This is a genomic window from Arthrobacter sp. 01T428 (assembly GCF_056398685.1).
The window spans coordinates 110,143-126,999 of record NZ_JBFTPW010000004.1; the positions used below are offsets into that span (position 1 = coordinate 110,143).

Below are 16,857 nucleotides of genomic sequence, written 5' to 3' on the forward strand. Positions count from 1 at the left end.
AAGACTCCCGACGGAGAAATCGTCTGGGTTGTTTCAGTAGGTGAACGTCGCCTCTTTCACAGGGCTGACGGTTACAGCCTCATGGTGAGGAGCTGACCCCTGCCGCCGGCGATCACGCTCACGAACAAAGCTTGAGATAAGCAGTTCCCACATGAACGGGCGCAGGGGATCCATCCGCTGTGCCCGTTCTGTTTGGCACACTCCAGCAGGGTGCCAGCCTGCCTAGATTTCCACCACGACGATTGGAGAACGCAAATATGCCGCATGGTGACGACCGGGACATAACCCTGAGGCAGCTTCTTGTGAGTTTGCGCGAGCAAGGCATCGAAGTGGACGACTCTTCCCGAAGGCTCTCCGAGTACTCCTACGATGCTTCGAATTACCGCGTCCGGCCTGCCGCCGTCGTTTTCCCAGGAAGCGTCGACGATCTTCGGAAGGTTGTGCGGGCGTGTTCCGCTTCGAACGTGCCGACTATCGCACGGGGCGGCGGCACCTCCATGGCAGGAAACGCGATCGGTGAGGGCTTGGTGATCGACCTCTCCCGCCGCATGGTTTCAGTGGAAGGCCTCGACGACGACCAGGCCACGGTCTGGGCGGATGCGGGCGTTGTCCTGGGCGAGTTGCGCTCGTACGTTGAGAAAACCACGCACGGGAAGCTGACCTTCGCTCCCGACCCTTCCTCAATGACGCGGGCCACGATCGGCGGTTCAATCGGAAACGATGCCTGTGGTAACCACTCGCTGGCCTACGGGCGGATGACCCAGCATGTAAAGGAGTTGGAACTCATTACTGCTGACGGCGCCCACCTGCATGCCGGACGGGACTTCCTTCGGGCGGTGGACGTGACAGATCACCACTCCGTGGTCCGGGCCAGTGAGTTGCTGGAAGGCTTGAAAGAACTGGCGCGGGCAAACATGGCTCCGCTGCGGGTAGAACTGCAGAAAATTCCGCGTCAGGTCTCCGGGTACCACCTGGGCCATCTGCTGCCGGAAAACGGTCTGGACATCGCGGGCGCTTTAGCAGGCAGCGAAGGCACATGCGCCATCATAGTAAGGGCCAAAGTCGGACTGGTCCTAAAACCCCGGACCACGGCGCTCCTGTGCCTTGGATACCAGGACACCATCGAGTCGGCCCGTGATGTGATGACTATTTTGGCGGCGAAGCCAAGCGCGATCGAAGGCTTGGATGCATCGATTGTGGATATCATGCGCCACCGCAGGGGGGCCGCGAGCGTTGATTCCCTGCCGAAGGGCGAGGCCTTCCTCATGGTCGAGTTTTCGGCCGAAACCATCGACCAAGCAGCATCCGACTGCGAACGTCTGGCGGAAAAGCTCCGCGCCGACGGCCGGATCGTGGACCATGCAATCGTTACCGAACCCCGGGAACGCTCAAAGCTGTGGCGCGTGCGCGAAGACGGTGCAGGACTCTCGTCAAGGCGCATCGATGGTGTGCAGACGTGGCCAGGTTGGGAAGATTCGGCTGTCGCTCCGGAGCGGCTGGCTGACTATCTCGCGGATTTGCTGCCTTTAGTGAAGAAGTACGGCTATACCGCCTTCATGTACGGACACTTCGGTGCAGGTTGCGTGCATATGCGGCTGGATTACGATCTTCGCAGTGACGCCGGCCGGCAGGCATTCAGCGATTTCACCCATGAAGCGGCCACGCTCGTGGTCGCCCACGGCGGGTCGCTATCCGGAGAGCACGGTGACGGCAGGGCGCGGGGCGAATTGCTCGAGGTGATGTACTCCCGCGAGATGTTGGCCATCTTCAAAGCGTTCAAACATCTCTGGGATCCGACAGGAATCCTCAACCCAGGGATCATCGTGGACCCGGCGCCCTTCTCTGCTTCGCTCGCCCTGGAAGGCCTACCTCAACCCGTCTCCGACCAAGGCGAGGTGGGCGCGGTCCTGGATGCCGCCGTCGTGCCTTCCTCCGAAAACCGTGCTTTGCTCCCGGTGGTTAGCCCCTTCATGGGCAATACCCACGCTTGCATCGGGGTGGGACGCTGCAGGGCGACGACCGGCGGGTTCATGTGCCCCAGCTACCGGGCCACCAAAGACGAAAAGGATTCGACGCGTGGACGGGCGAGAGTACTGCAGGAACTTACCAGGACTAAGGGGACGAGCCATGACGGCTGGTCAAGCCCGGAAGTGAGGGAGGCGCTGGATCTCTGCCTGTCCTGCAAAGCGTGTTCAACCGACTGTCCCACGGGTGTGGACATCGCGGAAGCCAAGTCGCAGCTGGTGGATGAGCACTATCGTGGCCGCCTGCGGCCGTTCACGCATTATTCGATTGGTTGGTTGCCGCGTTGGCTGCCGCTGCTGACGAGGGTCTCCACGCTTGCCAACCTCGGTACGCGCATTGGCCTGTTCCGGGCTTTGGGGGAGCTGTTGGGTGTCAGCGCGCGACGGCGGCTTCCGGACTTCGCGCAGTCGGCCAAGATCGGGCAGCGGATCCGGGAAGCCGGATTCACCGGGAACGCGGACATCCTATTGTTCATCGACAGCTTTACCCGCGCGTTCCGACCCGAGGTGGTGCCGGCTGCGGCGCGGATCTTCCGCGAATCCGGCAGCTCGGTTGGCTGTACACCGGACGCTTGCTGCGGCCTCACCTGGATCTCTACTGGGCAGCGCGACGGTGCCCGACGACGGCTGGCCCGGTTGATCAGCAAGCTCGATGACGGCACGGACCGGGACATCGTCGTCCTCGAACCGAGTTGCGCGGCGACCATCCGGGACGAGGGCCCGAAGCTCGTGGGCGGCGCAGCCGCCGCCCGGGTCGCGGCAAGGGTCCGGTCGTTCTCGGTGGCCGTAGACGAAGCCATGCAACGCGGATGGAAGCCAAAGACCCTGCCGCCGGAAACAGCAGTGCTGCAAACCCACTGCCACGAGCACGCCGTTTTCGGTTCCGGCGCACAGAAACGCATCCTGGAGACCTGGGGCGTCCCGAACCTTGTGGAATCGTCCTCATGCTGCGGAGTGGCCGGCAACTTCGGCTTCGAGGCGGAGCATTTCGACATGTCGATGAAGGTCGCCAAACACTCCGTCATACCCGCCTTGGCGAAGGGTGATTCAGACGCCCTGGTCCTCACCGACGGCTTCAGCTGCGCCATGCAGGTCTCACAGATCGACCCGGAGCGCTCCGGCAAACACCTGGCTCTGGCGCTGGACCCGCACAATGCTCGTTGGGTGGATTAATGGAGTACGTCGGCCTCTTCTTGATCCTGGTGGCGGCCGGGTTGCGCCTGTTGGGCCGCCACTTCTTCGCCAGGGCCGGACGTCAGCCGCGAAGCCAGGGCACATTCTACGGAATCTACGCGGTTTCCCCGGGCGCCGCCGCCTTTTTGGTGGCCGCCGCCGGGGTTTTCATCTTCTTCACAAGCATCGGCACACGGTGAACCCCATTCCGGTGCGACCGTGTCCCGAACTGGCACGGTTGGTTTCGCGTCACGGGACGGACGCTGGAAGGGACCGAACAACCCGAATATTTTTGAGAGTTGATCTCGATGATGAACAGGAAGCTCGCACAAGGACGGCATGTCGAATGGCTGCGGGCGTCAGAAACCTTCAGTGAGACCGATCTTGGCAAACGCACCAACGTTCCGCTCAGGCGATCCGGGAAGCTCGTTCACCGACTCCTTCAGGACATGGCAGAAGGCCGCGACACACGCGACCCGTCGCCGTGGCCAACACGGGGAACATAGCCAGTCCCTAAACCGCCGCCGACGCGATTGAGCTCCTCCAGGGGAAGCTGCTTGCCATCCGGGCGGCTCCGGCTGGCTGCCCGCGACCAGTACTGCTTTGGGTGGATCACAACTGATGACTTACGAACGGTCGTTAGCTATTCTTGTGTTGATGGATAACGGGGGTGACGTTGGAATGATTCAGGTGCCGCGCGAGCAAGCGACCGCGTCAATCGCCGCCTTCTTGTTCAGTCGCGACCGACCTCCCCACACTCCTGCGCAGCAACGCATCTTGGCTGCATTCTTGCGGCTGGCCACCAGCGGCGGACTCGAATCGGTAACGATGAGGACCTTGGGGCGAGAGCTTGGAATGAAGGCTCCGAGTCTTTATTCAAGCTTTCCGCAAGGAAAGGGCGAAATTGTCGCCGCGTCACTCCTGTCGTTCACTTACGACTTCGCCCACGGTCTGCTCGCCGCAGCCAGGGATGCCGGATCAGCCGAGGAATATTGGGCGGCCCTGGTGCGCTTCCACCTTTCACATCAACTGCTGCAACCCGAGTCTGAGCTATGGGACCTCCTGATCGCCACAGATCGCGTCACGCATTTTCTCAGCGACGAGGTCCGGGATGAAGTCGGGGCGTTGGTTGGCTTCCACGAAGGCATGTTTGCCGCCGCGGCAGCAGAGATGGGCTACAGCCTCACAACCGAGACAACACGGGTGATTTTTACCCTTCTGGATGGGGTCAAGCGATGGGGTGGCCGAACGGCTGGGCAAGTGAAACTCGCAGAAGTGCTGGACCGTGCCGTCACGCTGACCCGATCGATCCTCGAACTGCCCCAGACTGGCACACCCCTGCCGGTCCAGCTGTCGATACTGTGAGTCGGCACTCATACTCTAGTGACGAGGATTACGTGAGCAATACAACAATCGACAAACCAAAGGCGACGAGCTCCGCTCCCAAAAGCCGGCTCAATGGCAACATGGGGGTGGGCGAACTAGTGATGAACGTGCTCGCCTTCTCTTCGCCGCTGGCCACGGTAGCCGGAACCCTTCCCGTCCTGCTGATGTTCAGCGGTCAGACGGCTCCGGCTATCTACGTACTGGTCACCCTCATGCTGCTGATCTTCTCCGTTGGTTTCGTGAAGATGAGCGGCAGCGTCCAGTCGCCAGGGGGTTTCTACTCGTTTGTCACAGCCGGACTCGGCAAACCAGCCGGCCTCGGCGGCGCCTTCCTTGCGCTCTTCGGCTACATCTTCATAGGATTCTTCGCTCCTTCATTCTTCGGAGTGACGCTGCAAGGGTTCGTAGTGAGCAGCTTGAACGGTCCGGAAATCCCTTGGTACTGGTACGCGCTGGCCATCACCGCAGTCACAACGGCCCTTGCCTACAACCGCATCGACCTTTCCGCGAAACTGCTCACCGCAGTAATGCTCCTTGAGGTAGCCATCGTTGTTGTCTTCGATGTGGCCTCGTTCTCAGCCAAAGGACTCGACGCGGTACAGAGCGCAGGATTCGCCCCGTCATCGGTAACCAATGCGACCGTGGGTTTGGCATTGCTGTTCGCTGTCGGCAACTTCTTCGGTTTCGAAGCCACTGTCATCTATCGTGACGAGGTCAAGAATCCGGACAAGACAATCTCCCGTGCCACATACCTCTCTGTCGCCGGAATCGGCCTCTTCTACGCCGTCGCCGCGTCGGCCTTCATCGCCTTTTTCGGCCCGGACAACGTACAGGCGGCAGCGTCAAGCGACACCGTGAATCTGTTCAACGACGCCGTAGGAGTCCTTGTGGGAAAGATCTTCGCGGATATTACAACGATTCTCCTCATTACATCCGTACTGGCATGCATGTTGTCCATCCAGAACATCGCAGCACGCTACGGCTTCTCCCTTGCAGCCGATCACGCCGTTCCCGCGTTCTTTGGACGCGTACACCCCCGGCATAAGTCACCCTATGTTGCCGCAATCGCTATCGGTCTCATCTGGGCGGTGGCGACAGTAATCTTCACGGTGTTGGATGTCTCCCCGGATGCCCTGTATCCGATTGCCAGCGGCAGCGGAACCTTCGCTGTGCTCTTGCTGATGTTCATCACCAGTTTCGCCGTCCTCGTGTACTTCCTGCGTCGCCGCAGCTTCGCCCCGGAGTCAGTATGGAAAACAATCGTTGCCCCGCTCATCAGTGTGGTCTTCCTCGGGGCCGTCACCTGCTTGGCAATCGCAAACTACCCCGAACTCATTGGCGGCTCAGCCGAGATGACGGGCATTTTTATGAGCTTCACCTTCGCGTTGTTTTTCGGAGGCGTTGTCTATGCATTCTTCCTGCGCTCCCGGCGACCGGACATCTACGTTCGGCTCGGCCGGCAAAAGATCGACTGATCCGGGCCGACCGAACTTCCTTAGCTTGGGGCGACCCTGACAGACGAACACTCGGTCGTCTTTTGACCTTTTGGAGACAGCATCAGGAAGAAGCTGCGCTAGGTGTAGAGGGGTGCCCCGGATTGTGGCTCGGGCCAACTGTCGAAGCATGAGGCGTTTCAGCAATGAACCATTCCCAAAAGCGACCGGGCTATGCGTCGCAGGACCGGAGATTGAACAACATGAGCATTCAAACGACATGGAGTAACTGGGCCGGCACTCAGGGCTGCTCGCCCGAGGCGGTCGTCAAGGCCGTTTCGGTTGAGCACGTGAGCGAGATAGTGGCCGACGCGACCAAACGGGGGATCTCGGTCCGTCCGGTGGGGTCCGGCCATTCGTTTGCCCCGCTCGTTCCCACCGATGGAATCGTCCTTGACATCTCGGCCCTATCGGGAATTGTCGACATTGACCAAACCGCGAATCGGGCATGCATCCAGGCCGGTACGAAAATCTCTGAGATCGGCGAGCCCCTGTGGGACGCAGGCTTGTCCCTGAAGAACCAGGGCGCGATTGATCTCCAGACAATCGCAGGCGCTGTCAGCACCTCAACCCACGGGTCGGGACTGCAACTCACCGCAATGTCCGGGGCAGTCGTCGGCGCAGAGCTGATAACGGCATCCGGCGAACTGGAGCGAATAGGCCCCGACGATCCACGGCTGCCGGCTCTCCGAGCCTCATCGGGGATGCTTGGGATCCTCGTCAGCATCGATCTGCAGCTTGAGCCAGCGTTCAAATTAAGAGAATCGCTGACCTTCCAGCCCTTTGCACAAGTCCTGGCCGAATGGGATGAAGCGAACCGTAGGCACCGGCACTTCAGCTTCGTTCGTGGACCGATGTACGACATGTCGGCGGTCCTGCCATCGCTGCCGGACAGCATGGATGACCCGACCTTAGTGCGCATCTACGACACAGTCCCCGCCGATGCGGAGGATGATTACACGCCGGCTGCGCGCCTCAACCGTCCGTACAGGATTTACCCTGACCACTATCCGACGCCGTGGGAAGAAGTGGAGTACTTCGTTCCCTACGAGAGGGCTCACGATGCCTTCGCAGCAGTCCTGCCCGTGATGGACCACTTCCCCGACGAATTTCCAATGGAAGCACGGACTGTGGCGCGGGACGAATCCTGGCTGTCGCCCATGTACGGCCGGGATTCCATGGCGATCGGATTCTGCCGAACGAAGGGCGGAGACAATTTGCCCTTTTTCCACACCATCGACCTCGTACTTTCCGAGTTCGATGCGCGGCCGCATTGGGGCAAACAACAGTACTTCCTTGCTCCGGACATCCTCCGGGAGCGCTACCCTCGGTGGGACGATTTCATCGGGGTCCGGAGGAAGCTCGATCCCACCGGTACGTTCCTGAACGCTCCACTGCGCACGCTGTTCGAGTAGCAGCTGGAGCGCCAGCTACTCAAGTTGAGGTTCGTCTCTGACCCGGGCCAGTCCGGTGCCGATCCACACCCAAGGGGCGCCGTCGAAACCGCCCATCTGCTGACCTAGTACCAGTTTTCAGGCAAGGACAAACGAATTGGAGTCTATTCCCGCAGCATCCGTCGCCCCCGCTCGAACGTCGACGAGAAGCTGATTCTTGACCTCGGCCACCATCGCTGGCTCGCGCAGAATCCACATGCAGTGAGCCGGGAGGACTTCGCGGCAGCCCATCGGGCTCTGCTCGGGCACCTTCACTGGGCCGCCTCCGGAGCCCGCGTGCCTCGGAGTCCTGCCAGAGCCGGACATGTCGGAGAACTCATCGCAACCCTGATGAACTACCCTGGAGAGGCGCGGGTGATGGTCGAACACCGAAGGCGCAGAACCTATGCCGGGCGCTGTGGTTCCTACCGAGGGTACCCGTATGAGGTTGCCATCGCGCCGGACAGGCATCACCAGTTGCCGCTACCGCGGTCGCCGATGCAGCCATCGAGGCAACGCGCACCGGCAACCGGCATACGGTCATGCTTGCGACGAAACCCGACTACTACCAGAACTAGCAGCAAGGAGGGGCTCGCGATGGCGCCCGTCCTTCCCGGCTTTGAGTTTCGGGCACTTCCGCGACTGGCTCGCACCCGTATCAAACTGGGACACAAGGTCTCGGTGTTGGGCTGGCAGCCTGATCTCAGTGCGAATCGGCTCGGAATGCCGACGCACCTTTTCGTTTCCCACCAGCATTTCTAAACCCGTCCTGCGGACTTTTGATATTGCGATTCTCGAAGGAGACAATTCATGAGCCACAATCCCATACGCTTCGGACTCATAGGGACCGGCCGCATCGGCCAGGTCCATGCAGCAAACATCGCCGCCAATCCGGCGGCGGAACTGGTCGGGACAGCAGACCCGTTCATCGACGGAGCGAGGTCGGTGGCTTCGCGCTTCGGTGGCACCGCGACTGACTCGCCAGAACAACTTATCCACTCCGGGCAGTTGGACGCCGTGCTCGTCGCGTCCCCAACCCCAACCCACATCGAGCTCATCGAGGCCTGCATCGACGCAGGCCTTCCCGTCTTGTGCGAGAAACCGATCGATCTGGACATCGCCCGGGTAGACGCACTGCGTCCGAAGCTCGAAGCGAGCGGGATCCCCGTAGCGCTGGGCTTCAACCAGCGCTTCGACCCCAGCTTCGCGCGCGTGCACACACGGGTACTGGCCGGGGAGATTGGAAAGCTCGAACACCTCTCGATCGTCAGCCGGGATCCGGGCCCCCCGCCTGCGTCCTACATCGGAGTGTCGGGCGGGATCTTCCGCGACATGACCATCCATGACTTCGACATGGCGCGCTTCTTCGTCGGTGACATCATCGAAGTGAGCGCTACCGGGGCCCAGCTGTTCGATACGGGCGCCCGCGAGCACGGCGACTTCGACACGGCCGTGGTGACCTTGCGTGCCGCCTCCGGCGCGATCGTCACCATCACGAACTCGAGGCACAGCGCCATCGGCTACGATCAGCGCCTCGAGGCGTTCGGGGCGCTCGGCATGTTCCAAGTTGGCAACGTCCAGTCCAGCCTCGTGAGCTATTCCTCAGCCTCATCCGTTGAAGCGAAGGAACCATACATCGAATCCTTCATCGAACGGTACGCGCAGGCATACGCACTCGAACTCGATGAATTCATCAAACTGGTGCGCGGTGAGCAGTCCAGCAGCCCAAGCTTCGAAGACGGACGCGCTGCCCTGATGATTGCCGATGCTGCACAGCGCTCGGCTGAGGAAGGGATCACTGTGTCCATCGCAAGCGGGCTGCCCATAGCCAATTAGCGGAACGCCCCGGGTTCCGGCGCGGCGTATTAGGCGACTGCAGGTGGGACCCCAGGACAAATTCCTCCAGGAGGCCACCGGGAACGCCGGTGCATGACTTGTAAAAGCCGATGTCTGGGGCCAGGCGCTGCCGGCGCGCTATTCCGGGATCCCAGAATCTTGGCTGCATCCGTCTGTGCAAGCGCGCAGGCGGATGCGGCTTGGCCTCGACAAGGAACAGCGAGAGCAGCTGGAGTAAACCTTCGAGAAGGCAAAGACCGACCCGGAATTTTACAGCGCAGGTCGCGGACCTGAACAAGAACTATACCGGCCGCCCGTCACCAACGGTTCGCGAAACCCGAAAGACCGATCACCGAAGCCCTCAGGGATTAGGTCACCAATGCAAGGAGCACCTACTACGTTCTCGGCACAGCCGCAGGTGCCCACCCATTCCCGGCCATGGTCCGCTACTTCCACGAGGTGATCGGCGAGGAGGCACGGGCCCAGATCCTCAATCAGGCCGGGCGTATCCCGGATGCGGTCTGCGCCTGCATTAGCGGCGGGTCGAACGCGATCAGCATCTTCCACGGCTTCCTCGACGATCCCTCTGTCAGGCACTATTGCTTCGAGGCTGGCTGTGAAGGCGTCGAAACCGGCCGCCATGCTGCCGCCATCACCCTCGGACGCCCGGGAGCCCGGCCCTGCCCGATGCAGGACGAGGATGGCCAGACCATCGAGTCGCATTCCATCTCCGCGGGCCTGGACTACCCAGGCGTCGGGCCTGCGCACCCGACATCGGACCCGCCAGCTACGAACCGATCACCGACAGCCTCGATCGACATGCCCATGCTGCGTCCTGGAGGAGACCAGGGAGTCGGTCCCATTGGCGTCCTCCCTCCTCGGCCTCGACGGACCGGCAGTAGAACACCCTGGCACTCTGAGGCTGGGAGGTCGCACCCCGGATCTACTTCATGATGATCGAGGAACCTTCGCCACCAAACAGCCGGGCCATTGACACAGGCGCCTCGGCGGTCAAATTCTGAGGACGCCTTTAAACGCGTTGGTGTGCCTCTCGGAACTTAGATGAATTCCTCGCTATGCAGGGCCTGATGCGAGTGTGCGCACGTTCTGGTTGGCTTGTTGATTACCTGGGTGGTGGCATTTCTGGGTGGTAGGACGTCATTGAGCCTGAAGCCGGGGCGTTCCATTCTGGCACATAGGGGTGCACGTGATGCGGGTCATAGTTGTTGGACGCGGGTGAATCCAGGCCTCCGGAGCTTCTTCCGGCACATCGACCGTAGGGCGTCGTGCTGGATCCAACGAGGAAGTTGGCCGATTTTCGCCGGCCAAATGTGATTCATCCGTTCACCCATGGTCTATCTAGCGAGGACGAAGGATAAAATGACCAAAGCAGCATCAACAGAATCGCGGAACACCATGGATAGGAATTCCGCCACAAACTCTCCGACGCCCGCGGCGGCACAGTCCGCTGAAGACCAGCAGAACCGCCTCACGGGTAACCTTGGGACCGTCTCACTCGTGCTGAGCGTGCTCGCGTTTTCCGCGCCGATCGTCACGGTCGCCGGCTATTTGGCTTTCGCCATCGGCTTCGTCGGCGAAGCCGCGCCACTGGCGTGGATTATCGCGACGATCGTCCTGATGGTCTTTTCAATCGGCTACATGACAATGACCCGCCACATTCCCAGGGCCGGCGCGTTCTACGCGTATATCTCGCTCGGCCTCGGTCGAGTGACCGGCGTCGGGAGCGCCTACCTCGCCACCATCTCCTACCTCGTCAACTGCGCCGGAATCTACGGCTTCGCGGGTGTGACAATCGGATCCCTGGTGACGAGCTTCGGCGGCCCCGCCCTGCCATGGTGGGCATGCGGCGCCGCAGTGTGGATCATCGTCACCACCCTTGGACACTTCCACATCGACCTGTCGGCGAAGGTTCTGGGCACCGTCATGGTTCTTGAGGTAATCCTCGTCGGCATCTTCAACGTCGTCACCCTTGCAAAGGGCGGCTCGGACGGACTGTCCCTTGCACCGCTCAACCCGGCCCACTTCATCAACGGCGGCACCGGCATCGCGCTCCTATTCGCACTCGGCAACTTCTTCGGCTTTGAAGCGACCGCCCTCTACCGGGACGAAGTCCGCAAGCCGAACAGGACGATTCCCCGGGCTACGTACCTCGCAGTCGTCCTCATCGGACTGTTCTACGCGCTGTCCGCGTACACCCTGATCGTAGCGTTCGGATCGAAGGCGCAGGCTGCCGCCACCGACGGCGCCGGCACCATGTTCAATGATGCGCTCACCCGGTTCGTCGGTCCAGGCGTCCTGCAGATCACGATGGTCCTGATTACGACGTCGGCAGTCGCTTCGGTGCTGTCCGTTCACAACGTCTCAGCGCGCTACTTGTACAACCTCAGCGCAGACCACGCTCTCCCGAAGTACCTCTCGGTCGTGCACCCGCGGCACAAGTCCCCGTACCGCGCGTCCTTGACTGCTGCGATCGCGGTTGCAGTCATGCTGGCGCCGTTCGCTATTGCCTCGGTCGATCCGGCCTTCGTGATGGGTGCGGGCAGCGGAATCGGAACTGCGGGCGTGCTTATCCTCATGGTCCTCGTCAGCCTCGCCGTTTTCACGTGGTTCAAGCGGACGGGTGTTCCCGCCGGAGAATCCCCATGGAAAGTGTTCGTTGCGCCGATCGTATCGCTCGTGATCCTTGGTGCGGTGGTGGCCTTCGCGATCGCGCGCTTCGACCTGCTCGTCGGCGGCGAACCAGGCCAGAACCTCTGGATGCTCCTCGTGCTTGTCGCGTTCGTCATCGCCGGTTCCTCGGTTGCGCTCTACTTCAAGCGATTCCGTCCCGCTTGGTATGCCCGTCTTGGCCGGGCCACAGACGCCGAGGTGGAAGCCGCTGCTTCGAGCGCGTCACCGCATGATGCAAGCCTCGCTATCGCTTCTGTCGCTGAGACCGAGAGCGAGATCGAGAACGTACTCGAAGCTTAAGGCGCGCACGGGGTTCTTCGGCGGAATTGTTTACGCATTCTTCCTCCGCTCCAAGCGACCCGATGTGTATGCCCGCCTTGGTCGTCAGAAGATCCGAGCGAGGAGCACCGCTTCTTTGGACTGCTCCCCGGAGCTGGACTGAAAAATCAGTTCGGGCTTCCGGGGAGCAGTTCTGTGTTTAAGCGTTCGTCGCCTGAGGCGCATTCGCCATCGGGGCGAGATGTTCCAAACTGGCACACGCGAGTATGACCGCCGTCACTCATAGTTTCTTACATGAAAGCGGTGAGACTCCGGAGTGCTGGAGCAGACGCTAGGGCGTCGTGCCGTATCTGCACATGCTGAATCGGCTAACCGCTGGCGAATCTGCTTCACCAGTTCAAATTCATGGCCATAGATCTATCAATCACGAGGATGAGATGACCGAAGCACCACCTGTGACCGCTCCTTTGGTCGCACTCAAAGATATACAGAAGACCTTCGGCGCAGTGTCTGCCTTGCGCGGAGTGAGTATCGACGTTCAGCCAGGCGAGACATTTGCACTTCTGGGCGACAACGCCGCGGGCAAGTCAACGCTCATGAAGGTACTCACCGGCGTGTATCAGCCGGATAAGGGCACCATCGAGATGGATGGCAAACCCACTGAGTTCCACACCCCGTCGGCATCCCGAGACAAAGGGATCGAGATGGTGTATCAGGACTTCGCCCTCGCGGACAACCTTGATGTTCGTACGAACATCTTCCTTGGACGCGAGCCGCAGAAGAATATTCTCGGTCCGCTGCTCCGAATCATCGACAGGAAGAAGATGGAGGCCGAGACCAATCGCGTGCTTGCGCGATTGGACATACCGATCAATCCGCGTCTCAAGGTGAAGCGACTGTCGGGTGGGCAACGCCAAGCCGTCGCGATCGGACGCGCCCTCGCCTTCGACGCCCGACTCATCATCATGGATGAACCCACTGCGAACCTTTCAGTCGCCAAGGTGGACAAGCTCATCGAGGTCACCCAGAAGCTCAAGGACCTGGGCATCGCGGTCATCATCATCACCCACCGGCTCGACGAGGCGTTCGCAGTCGCCGACCGGTTTGCGGTCATGCGACAGGGCCAGATTGTCGGTAGGTTCCGCACCGGAGAGATCTCGGAGACACAAGTTGCGCATCTGATCTCACATGGCACACTCGACGGCTACACCGACGTAGAAGTCCCCGTGGAGCGCCGCAAGATCGGGAGCACTTCGCTTGCCGCGGTCAGCGAGCCACCGGCCGATGAGTTCGACTACTCAACGAACAGGAGCGACTCGTGACAAACACGATTGCAGTCATGCTGGGCAAGCCGAAACTGGAGGAAGGCTCACGATCTACCAAGATCAAGCGCTTCATCGGTGACTATGGAATCCTGGTATTTTTCGCCCTCATTCTGGTTTTCCTCGCCATGGCGGCCCCCAACTTCCTGACGCTTAATAACCTGGTCAACGTGGTTCGGCAGTCCTCGATTATCGGACTCATCGCCCTTGGCATGACATTCATCATGATCACTTCAGGCATCGACCTTTCCGTCGGATCGGTCGTCGGTCTGGCCGGAATGGTGTTCGCACTCTTCGCTCCATCAACCGGCGAAGCATTCTGGTGGCCTCTGATCGCGGGACTGGGGGTGGGCGTCCTCGTCGGTTTCCTGAGTGCAGCACTAGTCGTTTGGGGAAAGATCCTTCCTTTCCTCGCGACACTTGCAACAATGGCGATTGCTCGCACCGCGGCCCTCGTCATCACGGGCGGCCAGGTCGTCTCCGGGCTGAGCGGTCCGGCCGAATGGATCGGATCGGGTTTCATCGGCCCGATTCCGGTCCCCGTGGTCATTTTCGTACTTGCCGCCGTCGTGTGCGAGTTCGTGCTGGGCAGGACGAAATTCGGCTCGCACGTTTACGCGGTCGGCGGTAACGAAGAGTCCGCGAAGAAGGTGGGGATCTCGACGAATCGGGTGCTCTTCACGGTGTACGTCATCGGCGGAGTTACTGCCGCCCTCGGCGGCTTGGTGCTCACTGCACGTCTCAACGGTGCGGCGCCGGTCGCCGGAACAGGGTACGAGCTTCAAGTGATTGCCGCCGTCGTGATTGGCGGAACCAGTCTCTTCGGCGGCGTCGGCACGATCCGCGGAACAGTGGTCGGCGTGCTCCTGTTGGGCGTTGTGATGAACGGCATGAACCTGCTCGGCGTCTCCTCGTACTACCAACAGGGCATGCAGGGCATCATCTTGGTGCTTGCGGTGCTTCTCAACCGTTGGAAGTCGGATTAGTTCCCTCATTAACTCACCCTTGCTATCTCCCGAAAATGAACAACTGAATCCCCCACCACAGATTCAAAACAACGAAAGGAACACCTATGAGAATGCAGCGACGATTCTCTGCTGTGGCCGCAATGTTGGCGGCAGGCGCACTCACCCTTACCGCCTGTTCTGGCGGCGCTACTGCAGGTAGCAACAATTCGAGCAGCAAGACCTTCAACATCGGAGTCGTGGTTCTCGACCTGCAGGACCCTGACCTTGCACAAATGACGAAAGCAATGCAACAGACGGCCAAGGATGAAGGCGTCACGCTTCACGTTACCGATGCGAAGAAGGACGTCGGAACTGAGCTCAACCAGGTTGAGGACTTGCTCACTCAGCAGGTCGATGCGATCATCCTGCAGCCCCTCGACGGCGAAGCCAGCCAGACCGCGGCCAAGAGGGTTACCGACGCGAAAATCCCGCTCTTCATCCTCTCGACTGAATTCTCTCAAGGGGCGAAGATCGACTACAAGAGCTACATCGGCGTCGACGATACGCTCGCGGGGGAAATGCAAGCCGAGTACATCAATAAGCTGTTCCCCAACGGCGCCAATATCGTTTTCGCCGCGGGTACTTATGGTGCCTCATGGACGGACCGTCGAAAGAACGGCTACGAAAGCAAGATTGCCAGCAACATCAAGACCGTTGCCGAATTCCAAGCTCAAGGCAGCCGAGACGTGGCGAAGCGAAACATGGAGGACACGCTGTCGCGATTCGGCTCCGGCCAGATCGACGCCGTGGTCGCAAACAATGACGAAATGGCCCTCGGCGCAGCCTCAGCTATTTCAGACGCACACCGCACCGCGGAAATCAAGGCTGTGCTCGGCGTCGATGGTACCGAGCCGGCTTTCGAAGCCATCAAAGCCGGAACCATGACCGCTACCGTTCGCCAGGATTCAGCCGGGCAGGGTGTCAAGGCCGTTCAGGTCGTCACTGACTTCCTCAAGGGCGGGAAGGTCGAGAACCGTTATACCCTCCCGTTCACGCTGATCACGAAGGACAATTTGGCTGATTTCATGAAATAGCGTCGGCGGCCCGGATTCGTGCGGGAGTTCTGCTCTGGCAATCGGACCCACACGAATCCGGGACCAACCTCGGGCACAGCGATATTTAGGTCGCTGTGCCCGAGTCGTTTGGGACAGATCAACGGCGACGGCACCCGCCTAAAATTCCCAAAAATGAAATGAATGAGAACGGAACATGTCGAGTGCCGATGTCGGAGCCGCCGAAATTGCTCAGCTACTTCGGGAGATCCGGGAACGTGGTATCGAGATTGACGACTCGACCCGTCGGCGCTCGGAGTACCCCCGCGACGCATCAAACTATCGGATACGACCAGAGGCAGTCGCATTCCCCAAGACCGTTGGCGACGCCGAGTCCCGAACGGTCTGGGTCGACGCCGGCGTCGTACTCGGCGAACTGTGCTTCTACGATGAGGCGGCGACTTCGGGAGAGCTTACCTTTGCTCCGGATCCTCCATCGCTGACGTGAGCCCACGATCGGCGGGTCCATCAGGAAAGATGCCTGCGGAAACCACTCGGTTGGCCTACGGGCGGATGACCCACCACGTGCGGGAGGTCGAACTCGTCACTGCCGACGGCGCCTACCTTCGGGCCGGTCGCGACGGCATTTGCGCATTTCGGTTGCGGTAAGCGCGGCGCTCGGACGGGGGATGGGTTCCAAAAACCGATGCCCCCGGAAACAGCCGCCTTGCAAACACTGCCACGAGCAGGCGTCCTTGGCTCGGGTTCGCAAATGCAGGTGCTTCAGGCCTGGGAGTGGCAACCATTGTCGAGTCATCGTCGTGCTTCGGTGTCGCTGGGAATTCGGCTCCGAGGCGGATCATTTCGATATGTCGATGACGGTCGCAGGGCGCTCGATTGCTCTCGCGCTGGATAGAGGCGCCGAAGCGAGCCTCGTGCGCACCGATGGCTTCAGTTGTGCGATGCAGGTTTCTCAGATCGGTCCGGACCGTGCGAGCACGAATTTGGCAATCGTACTGGGTCCCGATGCCGCCAGGGCCGGCGACGCGGATCAGTGACGTAAAGACGGTTGCTTGTTATGTTCAATGTAGAGGGTGATCAGATGGTCTACTTCGGTATTTTCCTTGTTCTCATAGCCGCTGGACTGTGGTGGGCAGGCATCCGCTTCGACTCTTTGCGGTCCGCTGCGTCACAGACGGAACCCGGGTCCACACGCTTCAT

General features: G+C 60.6%; 12 protein-coding genes and 1 pseudogene. All 13 read left to right on the plus strand.

The window, feature by feature from the left end; translation table 11 throughout:
• Positions 1-242 precede the first annotated feature (242 nt).
• The 13 genes and pseudogenes from AC1DJB_RS07215 (at position 243) to AC1DJB_RS07275 (ending at position 16,305) form a co-directional block, all read left to right on the plus strand.
• Positions 243-3,197: an FAD-binding and (Fe-S)-binding domain-containing protein gene (locus tag AC1DJB_RS07215; protein ID WP_476910105.1), complete on the plus strand. Its 2,955-nt coding sequence runs from the start codon at positions 243-245 to the stop codon at positions 3,195-3,197.
• On the plus strand, positions 3,197-3,397 hold the full coding sequence (locus tag AC1DJB_RS07220; RefSeq protein ID WP_476910106.1) for a hypothetical protein: 201 nt from the start codon (positions 3,197-3,199) through the stop codon (positions 3,395-3,397). The genes AC1DJB_RS07215 and AC1DJB_RS07220 overlap by 1 nt, the downstream gene beginning before the upstream one ends.
• A 421-nt stretch (positions 3,398-3,818) precedes the next feature.
• A complete protein-coding gene (locus AC1DJB_RS07225) occupies positions 3,819-4,562 on the plus strand; it encodes a TetR/AcrR family transcriptional regulator (protein WP_476910107.1) in 744 nt (247 codons plus the stop codon).
• Positions 4,563-4,594: 32 nt separating this feature from the next.
• Positions 4,595-6,058 (plus strand): APC family permease, encoded by a 1,464-nt coding sequence (locus AC1DJB_RS07230; RefSeq protein WP_476910108.1) that lies wholly within the window; start codon positions 4,595-4,597, stop codon positions 6,056-6,058.
• A 221-nt stretch (positions 6,059-6,279) separates the two neighbouring features.
• A complete protein-coding gene (locus tag AC1DJB_RS07235) occupies positions 6,280-7,491 on the plus strand; it encodes a D-arabinono-1,4-lactone oxidase (RefSeq protein WP_476910109.1) in 1,212 nt (403 codons plus the stop codon).
• An 828-nt stretch (positions 7,492-8,319) separates the two neighbouring features.
• Complete coding sequence (gene iolG, locus AC1DJB_RS07240; protein WP_476910110.1) at positions 8,320-9,345, plus strand: inositol 2-dehydrogenase; 1,026 nt, start codon at positions 8,320-8,322, stop codon at positions 9,343-9,345.
• 313 nt (positions 9,346-9,658) lie between these two features.
• A pseudogene (locus AC1DJB_RS07245) lies at positions 9,659-10,154 on the plus strand (PALP domain-containing protein); the annotation flags it as partial.
• Between the two features lie 607 nt (positions 10,155-10,761).
• Entirely contained in the window at positions 10,762-12,336 is a 1,575-nt protein-coding gene (locus tag AC1DJB_RS07250) for an APC family permease (RefSeq protein ID WP_476910111.1), read from the plus strand.
• A gap of 416 nt (positions 12,337-12,752) precedes the next feature.
• Complete coding sequence (locus AC1DJB_RS07255; protein WP_476910112.1) at positions 12,753-13,637, plus strand: ATP-binding cassette domain-containing protein; 885 nt, start codon at positions 12,753-12,755, stop codon at positions 13,635-13,637.
• A complete protein-coding gene (locus tag AC1DJB_RS07260; protein WP_441429387.1) occupies positions 13,634-14,623 on the plus strand; it encodes an ABC transporter permease in 990 nt (329 codons plus the stop codon). The genes AC1DJB_RS07255 and AC1DJB_RS07260 overlap by 4 nt, the downstream gene beginning before the upstream one ends.
• 86 nt (positions 14,624-14,709) lie before the next feature.
• Complete coding sequence (locus AC1DJB_RS07265; protein ID WP_476910113.1) at positions 14,710-15,678, plus strand: sugar ABC transporter substrate-binding protein; 969 nt, start codon at positions 14,710-14,712, stop codon at positions 15,676-15,678.
• 175 nt (positions 15,679-15,853) lie between these two features.
• Positions 15,854-16,144, plus strand: a complete 291-nt coding sequence (locus AC1DJB_RS07270) for a hypothetical protein (protein ID WP_476910114.1) — start codon at positions 15,854-15,856, stop codon at positions 16,142-16,144.
• Between the two features lie 29 nt (positions 16,145-16,173).
• The gene (locus AC1DJB_RS07275; RefSeq protein WP_476910115.1) at positions 16,174-16,305 is read left to right on the plus strand and encodes a hypothetical protein; all 132 of its coding nucleotides are present in this window, start codon (positions 16,174-16,176) and stop codon (positions 16,303-16,305) included.
• The last annotated feature ends 552 nt before the right edge of the window (positions 16,306-16,857 follow it).